The following is a 17,442-nucleotide window of genomic DNA, read 5'->3' as shown; positions in this document are numbered from 1 at the left end:
AACAAGCGGGCAGCCCCAAAGGTTTGAAAACGAATGAATGCTCTTGCCCGCCGCGCCGCAGGCCTGCTGCTCAGCACAGTTTGCCTGCCCCTTTCGGCTCTGGCTGCCGACCCGCAACCCACCCACGAATTCACCCTCGACAATGGCCTGAAGGTGGTCGTGCGTGAAGACCACCGTGCACCCGTGGTGGTTTCCCAGGTCTGGTACAAGGTCGGCTCCAGCTACGAGACACCGGGTAATACCGGCCTGTCCCACGCCCTGGAACACATGATGTTCAAAGGCAGCGAGAAAGTCGGCCCCGGCGAAGCCTCGCTGATCCTGCGCGACCTCGGCGCCGAAGAGAACGCATTCACCAGCGATGATTTCACCGCCTATTACCAGGTGCTGGCCCGGGATCGCCTGGGCGTGGCCTTCGAACTGGAAGCCGACCGCATGGCCAGCCTGCGCCTGCCGCCCGACGAGTTCGCCAAGGAAATCGAGGTCATCAAGGAAGAGCGTCGCCTGCGCACCGACGACAAGCCGATGGCCAAGGCCTACGAGCGTTTCAAGGCCATGGCTTATCCGGCAAGCGGCTATCACACGCCTACCATCGGCTGGATGGCCGACCTTGAGCGGATGAAAGTCGAAGAGCTGCGCCACTGGTACGAAACCTGGTACGTGCCCAACAACGCCACGCTGGTGGTGGTTGGCGATGTCACCCCGGACGAAGTCAAAACCCTGGCCCAACGCTATTTCGGCCCGATCGCCAAGCGTGAAGTGCCCGCCGCGAAAAAACCGCTGGAACTGGCCGAACCGGGCGAGCGCCAGATCACCCTGCACGTGCAGACCCAACTGCCTAGCCTGATGCTGGCCTTCAACGTGCCGAGCATCGCCACAGCCGAAGACAAGCGCCTGGTCAATGCCCTGCGCCTGATCTCGGCACTGCTCGACGGCGGCTACAGCGGACGCATCCCGACGCAACTGGAGCGCGGAGAAGAACTGGTGTCCGGTGGCTCGTCGAGTTACGACGCCTATACCCGTGGCGACAGTCTCTTCACCCTGTCGGCATCGCCAAACTCGCAGAAACACAAGACCATCGCCCAGGCGCAAGCCGGTTTGTGGAAGCTGCTCGACCAGCTGAAAACCACGGCGCCAACCGCTGAAGAGCTGGAGCGCGTACGCGCACAAGTCATCGCCGGCCTGGTCTTCGAGCGCGACTCGATCACCAGTCAGGCCACCGCCATCGGCCAACTGGAAACAGTCGGCCTGTCATGGAAACTGATGGACACCGAACTGGCCGATCTGGAAAGCGTCACGCCGGAAGATATCCAGAAAGCCGCCAAGCTGTATTTCACTCGCGAACGTCTCAGCGTCGCCCATGTACTGCCTCTGGAGACGACTCATGAGTGAGCGTAAACCCTCCCGCCTGGCCCTGATCGGCCTGATCGCCGTCACCGTTATCGGTTCCGCAGCGTTCTATTTGTCGCGCTCTGTCGAAACCAATGCCAGCGAAGCCCTCGACAAGGCCAAGGCCAGTCAGAAACTGCAGTCGCTGACCGAACTCAACGGCAAGGCACCGAACCACCGCAAGCTGGACGTGCAGACCTGGAACACCGCCGAAGGCACCAAGGTGCTGTTTGTCGAAGCCCATGAGCTGCCGATGTTCGACATGCGCCTGATCTTCGCTGCCGGTAGCAGCCAGGACGGCGATGCACCGGGCGTGGCGGTGTTGACCAACGCCATGCTCAACGAAGGCGTGGCCGGTAAAGACGTCGGTGCCATTGCCCGGGGCTTCGAAGGCCTGGGCGCCGATTTCGGCAACGGCGCGTTCAAGGACATGGCAATCGCTTCGCTGCGTAGCCTGAGTGCCAAGGACAAGCGCGAGCCGGCCCTGAAGCTGTTCGCCGAAGTCATCGGCAAGCCGACTTTCCCTGCCGATTCGCTGGCCCGCATCAAGAACCAGATGCTTGCCGGTTTCGAATACCAGAAACAGAACCCCGGCAAACTGGCGAGCCTGGAGCTGATGAACCGCTTGTACGGTGATCACCCGTATGCACACGCCAGCGACGGCACGGCGAAAACCGTACCGGCGATTACCCAGGCACAGCTGCGTGCTTTCCACGAGAAAGCCTACGCAGCCGGTAACGTGGTGATCGCACTGGTCGGCGACCTGTCCCGCACGGAAGCCGAAGCGATTGCCGCCCAGGTTTCCGGCGCCCTGCCCAAAGGCCCGGCCTTGCCGAAAATTGCGCAACCCGCTGAGCCCAAGGCCAGCGTCGGCCATATCGAGTTCCCGTCCAAGCAGACCAACCTGATGCTCGCGCAATTGGGCATCGATCGCGATGACCCGGACTACGCGGCATTGTCCATGGGTAACCAGATTCTCGGTGGCGGCGGCTTCGGCACCCGCTTGATGAGCGAAGTGCGCGAGAAGCGTGGCCTGACTTACGGCGTGTATTCGGGCTTTACGCCGATGCAGGCGCGTGGCCCGTTCATGATCAACCTGCAAACCCGCGCCGAGATGAGCGAGGGCACCCTGAAACTGGTGCAGGATGTGCTGGCCGACTACCTTAAAACCGGCCCGACCGAAAAAGAGCTCGACGACGCCAAGCGTGAACTGGCCGGCAGCTTCCCGCTGTCCACCGCCAGCAACGCCGATATCGTCGGCCAACTGGGCGCCATCGGCTTTTACAACTTGCCGTTGAGTCACCTGGAGGACTTCATGCAACAGTCCCAGTCCCTGACCGTCGAGCAGGTCAAAGCCGCCATGAACAAACACCTGAGCACGAACAAGATGGTCATCGTCAGCGCTGGCCCGACCGTGCCGCAAAAGCCGTTACCGGCCCCTACTGATAAACCTTCCGAGCAGCCGCTCGGGGTTCCGGAGCATTAATGGCTACTCATTCGAAAAAACCTGCCCGCAACGTCCACAACGGCGTGAACCAGCTGCGCATCATCGGCGGCGAATGGCGCAGCCGGAAGCTGAGCTTCCCCGACGCCCCGGGCCTGCGTCCGACGCCGGACCGCGTGCGTGAAACCCTGTTCAACTGGCTCGCGCCTTACGTGCCGGGCGCCAAGGTGCTCGACCCGTTCACCGGCAGCGGCGCGCTGTTCCTCGAAGCCCTGTCCCGTGGCGCGGCCATGGGCCAGGCGCTGGACGCCAGCAGCATCGCGGTGTCCAGCCTGAAGGAACACCTGGGCACATTGCGCTGCACCAACGGCCAGGTCCAGACCGCCGACGCCCTGCGCTACCTGGAAACCCAGACCGCAACGGCCTACGACCTGGTGTTCCTCGATCCACCGTTCAACCAGAACCTGCTGCCCGCCGTTTGCAAGTTGCTCGAAGAGCGCCAATGGCTGGCCGAAGACGCCTGGGTGTACACCGAAAGCGAGTCGGCGCCGTCGACCCTGGGCCTGCCGCAGAACTGGCGCCTGCACCGGGAGCAGAAATCCGGGCGCGTCTACTACTCGTTGTGGCAACGTATGGCAGAGATCGTCGGTTAACCGACCGACCTGAAAAAGGTGCGTACCCGCTACGCACCGCTGCATCGAGAATGATCGTGTCTCATCCGCCAGAACGCTTCACCCCCGCCTTCGGCCTCGGTAATCCGCACTTGCAAACCTTGTGGGGGCCGCTGTGGCGTAAAACCGTGCACATCGGTCGCGAACGCGAGCGTCTTTGGCTTGAAGACGGCGATTTTCTCGATCTCGACTGGCACGGCCCGCACAGCGCCGACGCACCGTTGGTGCTGGTATTGCACGGGCTCACCGGGTCCTCGAATTCGCCTTATGTCGCCGGCATGCAAAAAGCCCTGGGTGACCGAGGCTGGGCGAGCGTCGCACTGAACTGGCGCGGCTGTTCGGGCGAACCCAACCTGTTGCCGCGCAGCTACCATTCCGGCGCCAGCGAAGACCTGGCCGAAACCATCAGGCACTTGCGGGCCAAACGGCCTCTCGCGCCACTGTATGCGGTGGGTTACTCCCTGGGCGGTAATGTCCTGCTCAAGCATTTGGGCGAAACCGGCAGCGACAGCGGCGTGACAGGCGCCGTGGCGGTGTCGGTGCCGTTCCGCCTGGACCAGTGCGCCGACCGTATCGGGCAAGGCTTCTCCAAGGTTTACCAGGCGCATTTCATGCGCGAGATGGTCGCCTACATCAAGAACAAGCAGCGGCAATTCCAGCATGACGGACGCGAGGAGGGCCTGGCAGCCCTGGCGGCCCTCGGATCCCTGGAAAACATGCGCACGTTCTGGGACTTCGACGGACGCGTCACTGCACCCCTGCACGGTTTCGCCGATGCCGAGGATTACTATCGCCGTGCCTCCAGCCGCTATTTCCTTGGCAAAATTCGTACGCCGACCTTGATGATTCAGGCCGCCGACGACCCCTTCGTGTTTCCCCACAGCCTGCCGCAGGTCGATGAGTTGTCCGCTTGCACGCAATTCGAACTGCAAGCCAATGGCGGGCATGTCGGCTTCGTCGACGGTACGCTCAGGCAACCGGGTTACTACCTGGAACGACGCATCCCCGAGTGGCTGGCCGCCATAGGGCGCTCTTGAATCATGGACGCTGACCAAGGCGAATCAATCCACTTCTGGCAAACCCCGCCACTGGCCGGGGTCGAGTTATTGTCCGCCCGCTACATCGACCATCGTTTCGCCCCACATGTGCATGACGGCTATGTGATCGGCATGATCATGGCCGGCGCCCAGCGTTATCGCTATCGCGGCGCCGAACACCTGGCGGGCAGCGGCACGCTGGTGCTGATCAACCCTGATGAACTGCACACCGGTCACAAAGGCACCGAGGATGGCTGGCTTTACCGGGCGTTCTATCCGGACAGCGGGCAGATGACCTCGCTGCTGGCCGAACTCGAACTGCCAACCCACCACTTGCCGGCCTTCGGTGCCACGCTGTATCGCGACCAGGATCTGGTGAACGGCTTCTGCCAACTTCACCGCTTGCTGGAAAGCCCCGCCAGCGCATTGCAGCAACAAACGGTCTGGCGTGAACTGGTGCTGTCGCTGTTGCAGCGTCATGCGGCGGTGCCTGATGCCGGCAAACCCGGCAAGGAACACCGTGCCGTGAGCCTGGCCAAGGAATTGCTGCACTCGCAATTGGCAGCTCCGCCTTCACTGGAAGCGCTGGCGACGGCGGTCAATCTCTCGCCATTCCATTTCGCCCGGGTGTTCCGCCGGGCCACCGGTATGCCGCCGCACACCTGGCTGATGCAACAGCGCATCGCCCGGGCGCGGGTGTTGCTGCAAAGTGGTTGTCTGCCGCTGGAAGTCGCGATGCAACTGGGGTTTGCCGACCAGAGCCATCTGAGCCGGCAGTTCAAGCAGGTGTATGGGGTTGGACCGGGGGCGTATCGCACAGCCCGGCAGTTACCCGGATCCTGATAGCGACGAAACACCAATGTGGGAGCGGGCTTGCTCGCGAAAGCGGTGGTTCAGTCAACATCTACTTTGACTGTCACACCGCTTTCGCGAGCAAGCCCGCTCCCACAGGGTTATGTGGTGTTTATTCGCCGGTGGCAATGCCCCGCGCAGGCTCGTTGATCCACTCGCTCCACGACCCGGCATACAACGAACCCAACGGATAACCGGCCAGACACAACGCAAACAGGTTGTGGCACGCCGTCACGCCGGAACCGCAGTACGCCACCAGATCATTTGGCGAACGATCGCCCAGTTTCGCGGCAAAACGCTGCTTGAGCTGATCGGCCGGCAGGAAGCGCCCGTCGCTGCCCAGGTTCTCGGTAAACGCAGCACACTGGGCGCCGGGGATGTGCCCGGCAATCGGATCGATCGGTTCCACCTCACCCTTGAAGCGCGGCAGTGCGCGGGCATCGAGCAGGGTCAGTTCCGGCCGTGCAAGGCGCTTTTGCAACTGCTCGGCACTGATCAGCAACGCCGTATCAGGACTGCCGGTGAAGGAGCCACAGGGAATCGCCGGCGCATCCAGGCTCAGCGGCAAACCGGCCGCGTGCCAGGCCTTCAGACCGCCATCAAGGATGAACACACCGTCGCGCTTGCCCAACCATGCCAGCAACCACCAGGCCCGCGCCGCATAGGCCCCCGGACCGTCGTCATACAGAACCACTTCGCTATCGGCATTGATGCCAAAGGCTTGCAGGCGCTCGATCAGTTGCGCCGGCTCGGGTAACGGATGACGCCCGGTCACGCCCTTGACCACGGCGCCACTCAGGTCACGCTCGAGGTCGGCATAGCTCGAACCGGCGATGTGCCCTTCGGCATAGCTGCGCTGACCGTAATCCGGGTCTTCGAGGGCAAAACGACAATCCAGAATCACCAACCCCGGCTGGTCCTTTTTCAGATCCAGGGCTTGCGGGCTGATCAGTTGCGCAATGGGCATAGCGGGCTCCTGTGATTAACTCGGCCTTGATCCTACTGTACTTCTTCCAGTGCCTGGGCGAGGGGCACGTAAAACTCTTCGAACAAGGCACTGACCGCATCCCGGGCCTCATCCGTGACGAACCCGGCCTCCAGCACCAGCACCTGATACACCCCGCGTTTAATGGCCTGCTCGCTCAAGTGGCTGGAGTTCTCCCGCGTGGTACACAGGAAGCGCACCCAGGACGTGAGGATGATCCAGGCATTGAGCGTCAGGGACTCGATCTGCACCTTGTCCATCTTCAGGATGCCGGCGGCGACGAAACCTTCGTAGATCGCCCCCCCCTGTATCAGGCAGCGCTGGGAGAAACGTCGATAGCGGTCGGCCAGGTCTGGATCACTGTCGAGCAAATGTTCGAGATCGCGATGCAGAAACCGGTAGCGCCACATCGCCGACAGCAGCTCCTTGAGGTAGAAGCGTTTGTCTTCCACCGTGGCGGCACGGCCCTGGGGCGGGCGCAGGAAGCTGTCCACCAGGCTTTCGTACTCGCTGAACAGCACGGCGATGATCGCCTGCTTGTTCGGGAAGTGGTAGTACAGGTTGCCCGGGGAAATTTCCATATGGGCAGCGATGTGGTTGGTGCTGATGCTGCGCTCGCCCTGCTGGTTGAACAGCTCCAGGCTGTTCTGCACGATGCGCTCGCTGGTTTTGATCCGTGGGGCCATGGCTTGAGCTTTAATTCAGAGTGCGTTGACGGGCATCTTAGATCTATCCGCGAGCGGATAAAACAAAGCTGTTCCAGGATGTCATTTGACTTTTTAGAGCATAGACTCTAGAAAGTGCTTCATTACAATAAATCCGGAGCCGACCATGACTGCTGAAATTTCCTACCTGCAGAACCTACAGCAGCCGCTGGAAGAGCTTCAGGCCCTGTTCGACGCCCAGCGTGCCGCGTACGCCGCCAACCCGATGCCACCGGCCGCGCAGCGCCAGCAATGGCTCAAGGCGCTAAAGGATTTGTTGAACAATGAACGCCAGGCCCTGATCGATGCGATCAGCCAGGACTTCAGCCATCGCAGCGCCGATGAAACCCTGCTCGCGGAACTGATGCCCAGCCTGCACGGCATCCATTACGCCAGCAAACACCTCAAGGGCTGGATGCGAGCCTCGCGACGCAAGGTGGGCGCCGCTTTCCAGCCGGCTTCGGCCAAAGTGGTTTACCAACCGCTGGGCGTGGTCGGGGTCATCGTGCCGTGGAACTACCCGCTGTATCTGGCCATCGGTCCGTTGGTCGGCGCGCTGTCGGCGGGCAATCGGGTGATGCTCAAGCTCAGTGAGTCGACCCCCGCGACCGGCCTGCTGATGAAGCAACTGCTGGCGCGAATCTTCCCCGAAGACCTGGTTTGCGTGGTCCTGGGCGAGGCTGATATGGGCGTGGCGTTTTCACGCCTGCCGTTCGATCACCTGCTGTTCACTGGCGCCACCAGCATCGGCAAACACGTCATGCGCGCCGCCGCGGAAAACCTGACCCCGGTGACCCTGGAACTGGGCGGCAAATCCCCGGCCATCGTTTCCCGGGATGTGCCGCTCAAGGACGCCGCCGAGCGCATCGCCTTCGGCAAGACCCTGAATGCCGGCCAGACCTGCGTGGCCCCGGACTATGTGCTGGTGCCGGAGAATCGCGTCGGAGCTTTCGTCGAAGCCTATCGCACAGCCGTCCGTGGGTTTTATCCGACGCTGGCCGACAACCCGGACTACACCGCGATCATCAATGAGCGACAACTGGCGCGTCTCAACGGTTACGTCAGTGACGCCACCAGCAAGGGTGCGTTGCTGATGCCGCTGTTCGACCAGGGCCAGGGCCGCCGCATGAGCCATAGCCTGCTGCTCAATGTCACGGACGAGATGACGGTGATGCAGGACGAAATCTTCGGGCCGCTGCTGCCGATCGTGCCGTACAAGGATCTGGAGCAGGCATTTGCCTACATCAACCAGCGCCCTCGCCCACTGGCGCTGTATTACTTCGGCTACGACAAGCGCGAACAACAGCGCGTGCTGCACGAAACCCATTCCGGCGGCGTGTGCCTGAACGACACCCTGCTGCACGTCGCCCAGGACGACATGCCGTTTGGTGGCATTGGTGCCTCGGGCATGGGCCACTATCACGGACATGAAGGGTTCCTGACCTTCAGCAAAGCCAAGGGCGTGTTGATCAAACAACGGTTCAACGCCGCGAAGTTGATCTATCCGCCGTACGGCAAGTCGATTCAGAAGCTGATCCAGAAGCTGTTCATCCGCTAACGATAATCACCGTCGGGTAATAACAATAATGACCCCCAGCCTGTCCGATACACCCGCGCTGTCACGGCGCGGGTTGCTTAAATTCAGCCTCGGCGCCACAGCTTTCCTCGCCACCGCCGGACTCGGAGCCAGCCTCAGCGGCTGTTCGTCGAGCGTCCCGGCCAATGGCTTCGTCACGTTACGCAGCGGCGACCTGCTGTTTTTGCGGGCGTTGATCCCGGTCATGCTCGAAGGTGCCGTGACCGCAGAACGGATGCCCGAGGCTGTCGATGGCACGCTGAAAAGCCTGGATTACAGCCTGGCCCACCTGTCGCCGGAAATGCTCAAGCTGACTCAACAACTGTTCGATGTGCTGGGAATGGCCGTGACCCGCGGACCGCTGACCGGGATCTGGGGCAGTTGGGAAAACGCCAGTGCCAACGACATCCGAGCTTTTCTCGATCGCTGGGAAAACAGCTCGTTGAGCCTGTTGCGCATGGGCCACAGCTCCTTGCTGCAACTGGTGATGATGGCCTGGTACGGCCGCAAGGAATCGTGGGCGCATTGCGGGTATCCCGGGCCGCCAACCGTCTGATACCGAGTCGCCTCCATCGCGAGCAAGCTCGCTCCTACAGGAGACCGAGTAACCCCTTGTGGGAGCGGGCTTGCTCGCGAAGGCGTCAGCCGCCCCACCACTGCATCCAAACCATAACGACAAGAGAACTCCAAGATGCCCGTACCCGATCCGTTCCGCGAAGGCATGGCCCGAGGCTGGAAAACCTACAACGGCTCGCAACTGACTCAGGACCTTACACTCGAAGCGGACGTGGCGATCATCGGCAGCGGTGCCGGCGGCGGCACCACCGCCGAAATCCTCAGCGCAGCCGGCTACAAGGTACTGCTGATCGAGGAAGGCCCCCTCAAGACCAGCAGCGACTTCAAGCTGCTCGAAGACGAGGCCTACGCCAACCTTTATCAGGAAGGCATTGGCCGCATGAGCAAGGACGGCGCGATCACCATCCTCCAGGGCCGGGCGGTGGGCGGTACCACGCTGATCAACTGGACCTCCAGTTTCCGCACCCCGGAGCCGACCCTGGAACACTGGGCCAAAGAGCACAACGTCAAGGGCCACAGCCCGGCGGAAATGGCGCCGTGGTTCGAGAAAATGGAGCAACGCCTGGGCGTCGCGCCGTGGATGGTGCCGCCCAACGCCAACAACGATGTGATCCGCAAGGGCTGCGAAGCACTGAATTACTCATGGCACGTCATCCCGCGCAACGTTCGCGGCTGCTGGAACCTCGGATACTGCGGCATGGGCTGCCCGACCAACGCCAAGCAATCGATGATGGTCACCACCATTCCGGCGACACTGGAAAAAGGCGGCGAGCTGCTTTACCTGGCCCGCGCCGAAAAACTCACGATCAGTGGCGACAAGGTCACCGGCCTGCAATGTTCGGCGATGGATGAACGCTGCGTCGCACCGACCGGACGCACCATCACGGTCAAGGCGCGGCATTTCGTGCTGGCCGGTGGCGGCATCAACAGCCCGGCCTTGCTGATGCGTTCCGGGGCACCCGACCCGCACAAGCGCCTGGGCAAACGCACATTCCTGCACCCGGTAAACATGTCCGCCGCGTTGTTCGACGAAGTGGTCAACCCCTTCTACGGCGCGCCGCAGTCGATCTATTCCGACCATTTCCAATGGCAGGACGGCACCACGGGCAAAATGTCCTACAAACTGGAAGTCCCGCCTCTGCACCCGGCGCTGGCCACAACATTGCTCGGTGGTTTCGGTCAGGAAAACTCGCAACACATGGCCAATCTGGCCCATACCCACGCCATGCTGGCGTTGCTGCGGGACGGTTTTCACCCGGACAGCCCCGGTGGCAGCGTCGAATTGCGCAGCGATGACACGCCGGTGCTGGACTATCAGCTATCACCCTACGCCTGGGATGGATTGCGCCGGGCGTTCCATACCATGGCCGAGATACAGTTTGCCGGTGGCGCCAAGGCCGTGATGCCGATGCACTCCGACGCCCGCTACGTGAAGACCCTCGCCGAAGCGCGCACGCTGATCGACGGCCTGAGCCTGGAGTTGTATCGCACACGCCTGGGCAGCGCCCATGTGATGGGCGGTTGCGCCATGGGTGAAGACCCGACAATCGCAGTGACCGACAGCCTCGGCCAGCATCATCAACTGGGCAATCTGTCGATCCACGACGGCTCGCTGTTCCCCACCAGCATTGGCGCCAATCCGCAGCTGTCGGTCTACGGACTGACGGCGCAACTGGCGACATCCCTGGCGATGCGTTTAAAAAATCCATGAAAATGACGATAATTCCCATCGCCTATAGTGCTTTCTTACCCAACAGGCGACTTGGCCGACCGGGAAGGCTGCGATACCATCCGACTCCCCAACGGATTCCCGCCAGGACGACGCGATGAACCGAGTGTTGTACCCAGGTACCTTCGACCCTATTACCAAGGGCCATGGCGATCTGGTCGAACGCGCCTCGCGCCTGTTCGATCACGTGATCATCGCCGTCGCCGCGAGCCCGAAGAAAAACCCGCTGTTTCCTCTGGAACAACGGGTAGAACTGGCGCGCGAGGTGACTAAACATCTGCCGAACGTTGAAGTCGTCGGCTTCTCGACGCTGCTGGCGCACTTTGCCAAAGAGAAGAATGCCAACGTGTTCCTGCGTGGTTTGCGCGCGGTGTCGGACTTCGAATACGAATTCCAGCTGGCCAACATGAACCGCCAGTTGGCGCCGGACGTGGAAAGCCTGTTCCTGACCCCGTCCGAGCGTTATTCGTTCATTTCCTCGACGCTGGTCCGTGAAATTGCTGCCCTGGGCGGCGATATCACCAAGTTCGTGCACCCTGTGGTGGCGGACGCCCTGACCGAACGCTTCAAGAAGTAAACTGTAGGAGCGAGCCTGCTCGCGATGGACGTCAACGATAACGCGGGAAACCTGACACCCCGCGGCGTTCTCAGGTTTTTCGCGAGCAAGCTCGCTCCCACAGCGCCAATGCGGCACAATTAGACGCATTGGTTTATTGCGCCCGGGCCTGCCGCCCCGGCTGGAGTTAGCATGTCCCTGATCATCACCGACGATTGCATCAACTGCGACGTCTGCGAACCCGAGTGCCCGAACGCCGCCATTTCCCAAGGCGAAGAGATCTACGTGATCGACCCGAACCTGTGCACCCAGTGTGTCGGCCACTACGACGAACCGCAGTGCCAGCAAGTCTGCCCGGTGGATTGCATTCCACTGGACGAAGCTCATCCGGAGACTGAAGAACAGTTGATGGAGAAGTACCGGAAAATTACCGGCAAGGCTTAAGTCATTCGGCGACTTTCAGGCCGCCTTCGCGAGCAAGCCCGCTCCCACATCTGGAATGCGTTCCCCCTGTGGGAGCGAGCTTGCTCGCGATGACGTCATCAGCCTCACTGAAAATCTGACTGACTGTCAGCTCTGGCAGCGCGGGCAAAAAACGCTGGCACGCTGCCCGAGTTTCACTTCCCGCAGGCCCGTGCCACAGACCTTGCAGTGCTCACCACCACGGCCGTACACGAACAGTTCCTGCTGGAAATAACCAGGCTGACCGTCGCCACCGATAAAGTCCCGCAGCGTGGTACCGCCGCGCTCGATAGCGGCCGCCAGGATGCGCTTGATCTCGATGGCCAGCTTCAAGTAACGCGCACGGGAAATGCTCTTGGCTTCGCGGCGCGGGTCGATCCCGGCAGCGAACAACGCTTCGGTCGCGTAGATATTGCCGACGCCCACCACTACCGCGTTATCCATGATGAACGGCTTGACCGCCATCGAACGTCCACGGGACAGCTGGAACAGGCGCTCGCCGTCGAACAGGTCGGTCAGTGGTTCCGGCCCCAGGCGGATCAGCAATTCGTGATTGAGCGGGTCGAGGCTCCAGAGCATTGCGCCGAAACGCCGTGGGTCGGTGTAACGCAGGGCCAGGCCCGACTCCAGTTCGATGTCCACATGCTCATGCTTGGCCGCCGGCAGCCCGGCCTCCACCAGACGCAAATTGCCTGACATGCCCAGATGGCTGATCAAGGTGCCGACTTCGGCATTGATCAGCAGGTACTTGGCGCGACGCTCCACCAGTACGATGCGCTGCCCGGACAACCGCACATCAAGGTCCTCGGGAATTGGCCAGCGCAAGCGGCGTTCACGCACGATCACCCGGCTGACCCGCTGGCCTTCCAGGAACGGCGCGATACCGCGACGGGTGGTTTCGACTTCTGGCAATTCAGGCATGGTGCTCTCGGATCAGGCGCATGGCCTGGAAGGTTCCGACACTCAGCGATGAGTGCCGAGGTCGCGGATCGTCTGTTTGAGGGTCTCGAAGTCGTAGTCCGAGAGGCCGACATAATCGAGCACCAGCGGTGCGATGCTGCTCCACTCGTGATCTTCGGCCTGATTGCCCAGCACCCGGTACGACGCGCAAATATGCTCGGCCATCTTCAGGATCGCCAGCAGGTTCTTCAACGAACTGTTGCGCGAAGATTCATCGCTGAATATCGCCAGGGCATTGTGGTGATTGGCGATCGCAGCACTCACATGCTCCGGCAGACGCCAGGACTTGGCCGTGTAATACCCGACCACCGAGTGATTGGTATTGAACACCTGATTCTCCGTGTCCACCACCCGGCATTCGGCGCTGGCGTTGGCATAGGCCTGCTCCAGAACGCCCATGTAGTCGGGGAAACGCTGTAGCATCAAGGGCACGCCGCAGTCGTGGAACAGGCCCAGGGCATACGCTTCATCGCCATTTTCAATACCGATGCGCTTGGCCAGGGTCAGACAGGTCATGGCCACGTCCTGAGCGGTGTCCCAGAAACGGTTCAGGGTGACGATGGTGTCGTCATTCATCTCGCCCTTGATCGACTGCGCATTGATCAGGTTGATGATCGAGCGGCTGCCCAGCAGATTCACCGCGCGCTGGATCGAAGCAATCTTGTTGCTCAGCCCGTAATACGGCGAATTGACGATCTTCAGCAGGGAACCGGAAAGTCCCGGATCCTGGGATATCAGCTTGGCGATGACTTCCAGATCCGGGTCGGGCATGTACTGCTCCATCTGCAAATCCACCATGATTTGCGGCTGGGCCGGTACGCTGATGCCCTGCAGGGCTTGTTGGATCTGTTCGGAAGTCAGCTCTTGGGACATGTGTGCACACTCTGGGTCAGACGTCGATTCTAACCTTTATGAAGTTGGATCCGACATACCAAATCGCAAGACAACCCTCGCCACATGTCCACTTGCAGGCCAATCCGGGGCCTCAACACGCTATACTCCCGCTCTTTTTTCCGGAGCGACGACATGTCCCTGCCTAGCCTGCGCCTCAAAGCCAACGCCGACCGTCGTCTGCGCAACGGTCACTTGTGGGTCTACAGCAACGAAATCGATGTAGCCGCTACGCCTTTGCACGGTTTCAAGGCCGGCGACCAGGCAATCCTCGAAGCCGCCGGCGGCAAGCCGCTGGGCATCGTCGCCATGAGCCCGAACAACCTGATCTGCGCCCGTTTGCTGTCGCGCGACATCAAGCTGCCGCTGGACAAATCGCTGCTGGTGCACCGCCTGAACGTGGCCCTGTCCCTGCGCGAGCGCCTGTTCGACAAGCCGTTCTATCGCCTGGTCTACGGCGATTCCGACCTGCTGCCAGGCCTGGTGGTTGACCGTTTCGGCGACATCCTGGTGGTGCAGATCGCATCGGCGACCATGGAAGCCCATAAAGACGACGTGATCGCGGCGCTGACCCAAGTGCTCAAGCCAAGCGGCATTCTGTTCAAGAACGACTCCGCTGCCCGTGACGCCGAAGGCCTCAACCGCTACGTCGAAACCGTGTTCGGCCTGGTGCCGGAGTGGGTTGCCCTCGAAGAGAACGGCGTGAAGTTCGAAGCCCCGGTCATCCAGGGTCAGAAAACCGGCTGGTTCTACGACCACCGCATGAACCGCGCACGCCTGGCGCCTTATGCCAAGGGCAAGCGCGTACTGGACCTCTACAGCTACATCGGCGGTTGGGGCGTACAGGCTGCCGCATTCGGCGCCAGTGAAGTGTTCTGCGTCGATGCGTCGGCCTTCGCCCTCGACGGCGTCGAGCGCAACGCCGCGCTGAACGGCTTCGCCGAAAAGATGACCTGCATCGAAGGCGACGTGTTCGAAGCCCTCAAAGAGCTGAAAGCCAGCGAAGAACGCTTCGACGTGATCGTGGCCGACCCGCCGGCGTTCATCAAACGCAAGAAAGACATGAAAAACGGCGAAGGCGCCTACCGCCGCCTGAACGAGCAAGCCATGCGCCTGCTCACCAAGGACGGCATCCTGGTCAGCGCATCGTGCTCGATGCACCTGCCGGAAGACGACCTGCAGAACATCCTGCTGACCAGCGCCCGCCACCTGGACCGCAACATCCAGATGCTAGAGCGCGGCGGCCAGGGCCCGGATCATCCGGTGCATCCGGCCATCCCGGAAACCCGCTATATCAAGAGCATTACTTGCCGGTTGCTGCCAAACAGCTAACAACACAGACCACTGTAGGAGCGAGCTTGCTCGCGATGGTCGTCAACGATAACGCGGGGAACCTGATGCCCCGCGGCGTTCTCGGGTTCATCGCGAGCAAGCTCGATCCTACGGGGTTATTTCCTTCGGGATAATCCCGCATCAAAACGGGAAACTCCCTACAGCGCTTTTGATTGTATTCCCTGCGTCCCAGACTAGTATCGGTTTCTGGTTTCAAGCATGACCGCTTGATCACTCCGGAAAACAAAAACAATGTCTGAGTCCTCTTACCCAGCTCTAAGTGGCGACCTGAAACGCCAACGGGCCTCCCGCTTTATCCTCATTACCAATATTTCGTTAATCAGTTTTTTCCCGCTGAATATCCTCCTGCCTTCTTTTCCTGCCTTGGCCGAGGAATTCAACACTTCAACCGCAGAAATCGCCCTGTCCACCAGCCTGTTCACGCTGGTTTTTGCGATTTCTCAATTAATAACCGGCCCGCTCTCAGATAAGTGGGGGCGTAAGAAAGTTCTTCTTGGTTGCATCGTTGTTTCTACGCTTGGCTCGATAGGGTGCGTGCTGGCTACGGACTATCCGGGCTTCCTGCTATTTCGCGCCATCCAGGCAATCGGATGTGGTTTCTTTGTGCTGGGTCATGCACTGGTGGAAGACTTGTTCGAAGAACAGGATCGGGCCCGAGTGCGAATTTACTACATGACACTGAGCGGCTCCTTTGTTGCACTGTCGCCGCTATTGGGATCATGGTTGCAAACCACGTTCGATTGGCAGGGAAGCTTTTATGGTTTTGCGCTCATGGCGCTCGGCATGTTCATCCATGCCCAAGCAATACTGCCCTCCAAAGCAGTCAGCCATCAAAAAACACCTGTTTCCGTTCTACGCACGCTGAAATCCATTGTTGGAAATCGAGACTTCATTCGCTACTGGTGGATTGCCGCGTTAGTGTTTGCTTGTTATTTTGCATTGATCAGCGTGACGCCGTTGATTTTCATGGATGAGTTCAAGTTATCCGAGTACCAGTACGCGCTGGTGCTTATGGTGTATGGGTTGGCCTATTTCCTTGGCGGGATAGTTGCCAGCGCCGTACAGAAACATATCTCCCTCACGCTGCAAATCAACATCGGGCTTGGATTGCTGGGTGTCGCTGGTGTGTTATTAGCATTGATCGTCAATTATGAAGCGATGACAACTATCACCCTGCTCATACCGATGCTGATCAGTGCTCTGGCAGTCACCCTGGTGCGACCTGCCGCTATTTCCGCAGCGATGTTGCTGTTCTCAAGCAGCGCCGGAACGGCAGCCTCTGCGGGCAATAGCATTATGTTCATCACCGCCGCGCTCAGCAGTGCTGCGCTCGCACAAACCGGGGACAATTTGCTGATGACCATCGCGGTTAGCTTCATCGCCTTCAGCCTTTTGGGGTTGCTGACGAATGCCAGGATAGGGCACTGACTGCAGGAGCAGCCTGTCGACGCTTGGTTGCTCGTGATGGTCGTCAACGATAACGCGGGATACCTGGCACCCCGTGGTGTTCTCGGGTTCATCGCGAGCGAGCTCGCTCCTACAGGGTGCACGACACATCCAAATCCACTGTCGAAGCGACAACCTCCCACCCCACGCCTACCGTTTCCCTTCTAACCACAGAAGAGGACAACGGAATGTCCAACACCCCGAAAGCCCATCGCTTACGCACAGGCCGCCGCTCGGAATCCGGTCGCATCTATCTCCTGACAGCAGTCACCCATGAACGGCAACCGATCTTCAATGATTTGTACGTTGGACGCTTGGTAGTGAGCGAATTCAGAAGAGCTCATGAAGCCGGCAATGCCACCTCAATAGCCTGGGTTGTCATGCCGGATCACTTTCATTGGCTGGTTGAATTGCACAACGGTGATTTGCCGAAACTGATGCAAGCGGCCAAATCAAGAAGTGCTCGCGCCATCAACCAGCAAAGAGGTCGCCACGAAACGCTATGGCAAAAGGGTTACTTCGACCGGGCCCTGCGTCGCGAGGAAGACCTGAAATCAGCCGCCCGATACATCATCGCCAACCCTTTGCGGACCGGGCTCGTGACTCGGGTTGGAGACTACCCGCTGTGGGATGCCATGTGGCTCTGATGCACAACGCTAATCCCTGTAGGAGCGAGCTCGCTCGCGATGGTGGTCAACGATGACGCGGGAAGCCTGGCACCCCGCAGCGTTCTCGGGTTCGTCGCGAGCAAGCTCGCTCCTACAAGGGTGGTCGCCGAACGTCTTGTGAATGCTTGCAGCCATTCCCTCCAGCC

The 17,442-nt window shown here is 60.6% G+C and carries 17 protein-coding genes; 13 read left to right on the top strand and 4 right to left on the bottom strand.

All coding sequences use genetic code 11. The annotated features are described in order from the left end of the window. Positions 1–33: 33 nt before the first annotated feature. From KGA98_RS02470 to KGA98_RS02450, 5 genes are read left to right on the top strand one after another with little or no spacing between them, the layout of a single operon-like run. A complete protein-coding gene (locus KGA98_RS02470; RefSeq protein WP_057712905.1) occupies positions 34–1,389 on the top strand; it encodes a M16 family metallopeptidase in 1,356 nt (451 codons plus the stop codon). Continuing rightward, positions 1,382–2,872: a M16 family metallopeptidase gene (locus KGA98_RS02465; RefSeq protein WP_057712904.1), complete on the top strand. Its 1,491-nt coding sequence runs from the start codon at positions 1,382–1,384 to the stop codon at positions 2,870–2,872. Before KGA98_RS02470 ends, KGA98_RS02465 begins: the two co-directional genes overlap by 8 nt. Beyond that, a complete protein-coding gene (gene rsmD, locus KGA98_RS02460; RefSeq protein ID WP_057712903.1) occupies positions 2,872–3,483 on the top strand; it encodes a 16S rRNA (guanine(966)-N(2))-methyltransferase RsmD in 612 nt (203 codons plus the stop codon). The genes KGA98_RS02465 and rsmD overlap by 1 nt, the downstream gene beginning before the upstream one ends. Before the next feature lie 56 nt (positions 3,484–3,539). Beyond that, positions 3,540–4,538 carry a hydrolase gene (locus KGA98_RS02455; protein WP_223500802.1) on the top strand — a complete coding sequence of 333 codons (999 nt, stop codon included), beginning with the start codon at positions 3,540–3,542 and terminating at the stop codon, positions 4,536–4,538. 3 nt (positions 4,539–4,541) lie between these two features. Further along, entirely contained in the window at positions 4,542–5,381 is an 840-nt protein-coding gene (locus tag KGA98_RS02450; protein ID WP_223500792.1) for an AraC family transcriptional regulator, read from the top strand. Positions 5,382–5,502: 121 nt separating this feature from the next. On the opposite strand, the gene KGA98_RS02445 is transcribed toward KGA98_RS02450, so the two are convergent. Both KGA98_RS02445 and KGA98_RS02440 read right to left on the bottom strand, forming a co-directional pair. Next, entirely contained in the window at positions 5,503–6,357 is an 855-nt protein-coding gene (locus KGA98_RS02445; RefSeq protein ID WP_090451962.1) for a sulfurtransferase, read from the bottom strand. Positions 6,358–6,389: 32 nt separating this feature from the next. Further along, the gene (locus tag KGA98_RS02440; RefSeq protein WP_223500790.1) at positions 6,390–7,061 is read right to left on the bottom strand and encodes a TetR/AcrR family transcriptional regulator; all 672 of its coding nucleotides are present in this window, start codon (positions 7,059–7,061) and stop codon (positions 6,390–6,392) included. 145 nt (positions 7,062–7,206) lie between these two features. On the opposite strand from KGA98_RS02440, the gene KGA98_RS02435 reads away from it, so the two are divergent. The 5 genes from KGA98_RS02435 (at position 7,207) to KGA98_RS02415 (ending at position 11,960) form a co-directional block, all read left to right on the top strand. Then, positions 7,207–8,637, top strand: coding sequence for a coniferyl aldehyde dehydrogenase (locus tag KGA98_RS02435; RefSeq protein ID WP_223500788.1), 1,431 nt, complete (start codon positions 7,207–7,209; stop codon positions 8,635–8,637). A gap of 28 nt (positions 8,638–8,665) precedes the next feature. Beyond that, positions 8,666–9,211 carry a twin-arginine translocation pathway signal protein gene (locus KGA98_RS02430; protein ID WP_150814813.1) on the top strand — a complete coding sequence of 182 codons (546 nt, stop codon included), beginning with the start codon at positions 8,666–8,668 and terminating at the stop codon, positions 9,209–9,211. Positions 9,212–9,346: 135 nt separating this feature from the next. Next, entirely contained in the window at positions 9,347–10,942 is a 1,596-nt protein-coding gene (locus tag KGA98_RS02425; RefSeq protein ID WP_223500785.1) for a GMC family oxidoreductase, read from the top strand. A gap of 115 nt (positions 10,943–11,057) precedes the next feature. Continuing rightward, positions 11,058–11,537 (top strand): pantetheine-phosphate adenylyltransferase, encoded by a 480-nt coding sequence (gene coaD, locus KGA98_RS02420; protein WP_046039203.1) that lies wholly within the window; start codon positions 11,058–11,060, stop codon positions 11,535–11,537. 171 nt (positions 11,538–11,708) lie between these two features. Beyond that, positions 11,709–11,960 (top strand): YfhL family 4Fe-4S dicluster ferredoxin, encoded by a 252-nt coding sequence (locus tag KGA98_RS02415; protein WP_003195146.1) that lies wholly within the window; start codon positions 11,709–11,711, stop codon positions 11,958–11,960. Positions 11,961–12,086: 126 nt separating this feature from the next. On the opposite strand, the gene mutM is transcribed toward KGA98_RS02415, so the two are convergent. After that, positions 12,087–12,899 (bottom strand): bifunctional DNA-formamidopyrimidine glycosylase/DNA-(apurinic or apyrimidinic site) lyase, encoded by an 813-nt coding sequence (mutM, locus tag KGA98_RS02410; protein ID WP_057712896.1) that lies wholly within the window; start codon positions 12,897–12,899, stop codon positions 12,087–12,089. 42 nt (positions 12,900–12,941) lie between these two features. Continuing rightward, on the bottom strand, positions 12,942–13,811 hold the full coding sequence (locus KGA98_RS02405) for an HDOD domain-containing protein (protein WP_218544051.1): 870 nt from the start codon (positions 13,809–13,811) through the stop codon (positions 12,942–12,944). A 153-nt stretch (positions 13,812–13,964) separates the two neighbouring features. On the opposite strand from KGA98_RS02405, the gene KGA98_RS02400 reads away from it, so the two are divergent. From KGA98_RS02400 to KGA98_RS02390, 3 genes are all read left to right on the top strand, one after another. After that, entirely contained in the window at positions 13,965–15,161 is a 1,197-nt protein-coding gene (locus tag KGA98_RS02400) for a class I SAM-dependent rRNA methyltransferase (protein WP_057712894.1), read from the top strand. A 252-nt stretch (positions 15,162–15,413) separates the two neighbouring features. Further along, positions 15,414–16,610, top strand: coding sequence for an MFS transporter (locus KGA98_RS02395; protein WP_223500784.1), 1,197 nt, complete (start codon positions 15,414–15,416; stop codon positions 16,608–16,610). A gap of 206 nt (positions 16,611–16,816) precedes the next feature. After that, positions 16,817–17,275, top strand: coding sequence for an REP-associated tyrosine transposase (locus KGA98_RS02390; RefSeq protein WP_223500782.1), 459 nt, complete (start codon positions 16,817–16,819; stop codon positions 17,273–17,275). The last annotated feature ends 167 nt before the right edge of the window (positions 17,276–17,442 follow it).

Source organism: Pseudomonas sp. BF-R-24, assembly GCF_019947335.1.
GTDB lineage: Bacteria > Pseudomonadota > Gammaproteobacteria > Pseudomonadales > Pseudomonadaceae > Aquipseudomonas > Aquipseudomonas jessenii.
This window is presented reverse-complemented; position numbering and strand designations above follow the sequence as displayed.

What these genes read in the sequence shown, in the direction of transcription:
- KGA98_RS02395 (WP_223500784.1), top strand. Translation starts at nt 15,414, where the DNA reads ATGTCTGAGTCCTCTTACCCAGCTCTAAGTGGCGACCTGAAACGCCAA.
- KGA98_RS02435 (WP_223500788.1), top strand. Translation starts at nt 7,207, where the DNA reads ATGACTGCTGAAATTTCCTACCTGCAGAACCTACAGCAGCCGCTGGAA.
- KGA98_RS02425 (WP_223500785.1), top strand. Translation starts at nt 9,347, where the DNA reads ATGCCCGTACCCGATCCGTTCCGCGAAGGCATGGCCCGAGGCTGGAAA.
- KGA98_RS02440 (WP_223500790.1), bottom strand. Translation starts at nt 7,061, where the DNA reads ATGGCCCCACGGATCAAAACCAGCGAGCGCATCGTGCAGAACAGCCTG.
- KGA98_RS02415 (WP_003195146.1), top strand. Translation starts at nt 11,709, where the DNA reads ATGTCCCTGATCATCACCGACGATTGCATCAACTGCGACGTCTGCGAA.
- KGA98_RS02390 (WP_223500782.1), top strand. Translation starts at nt 16,817, where the DNA reads ATGTCCAACACCCCGAAAGCCCATCGCTTACGCACAGGCCGCCGCTCG.
- coaD (WP_046039203.1), top strand. Translation starts at nt 11,058, where the DNA reads ATGAACCGAGTGTTGTACCCAGGTACCTTCGACCCTATTACCAAGGGC.
- rsmD (WP_057712903.1), top strand. Translation starts at nt 2,872, where the DNA reads ATGGCTACTCATTCGAAAAAACCTGCCCGCAACGTCCACAACGGCGTG.
- KGA98_RS02450 (WP_223500792.1), top strand. Translation starts at nt 4,542, where the DNA reads ATGGACGCTGACCAAGGCGAATCAATCCACTTCTGGCAAACCCCGCCA.
- KGA98_RS02445 (WP_090451962.1), bottom strand. Translation starts at nt 6,357, where the DNA reads ATGCCCATTGCGCAACTGATCAGCCCGCAAGCCCTGGATCTGAAAAAG.
- KGA98_RS02470 (WP_057712905.1), top strand. Translation starts at nt 34, where the DNA reads ATGAATGCTCTTGCCCGCCGCGCCGCAGGCCTGCTGCTCAGCACAGTT.
- KGA98_RS02465 (WP_057712904.1), top strand. Translation starts at nt 1,382, where the DNA reads ATGAGTGAGCGTAAACCCTCCCGCCTGGCCCTGATCGGCCTGATCGCC.
- KGA98_RS02405 (WP_218544051.1), bottom strand. Translation starts at nt 13,811, where the DNA reads ATGTCCCAAGAGCTGACTTCCGAACAGATCCAACAAGCCCTGCAGGGC.
- KGA98_RS02430 (WP_150814813.1), top strand. Translation starts at nt 8,666, where the DNA reads ATGACCCCCAGCCTGTCCGATACACCCGCGCTGTCACGGCGCGGGTTG.
- mutM (WP_057712896.1), bottom strand. Translation starts at nt 12,899, where the DNA reads ATGCCTGAATTGCCAGAAGTCGAAACCACCCGTCGCGGTATCGCGCCG.
- KGA98_RS02400 (WP_057712894.1), top strand. Translation starts at nt 13,965, where the DNA reads ATGTCCCTGCCTAGCCTGCGCCTCAAAGCCAACGCCGACCGTCGTCTG.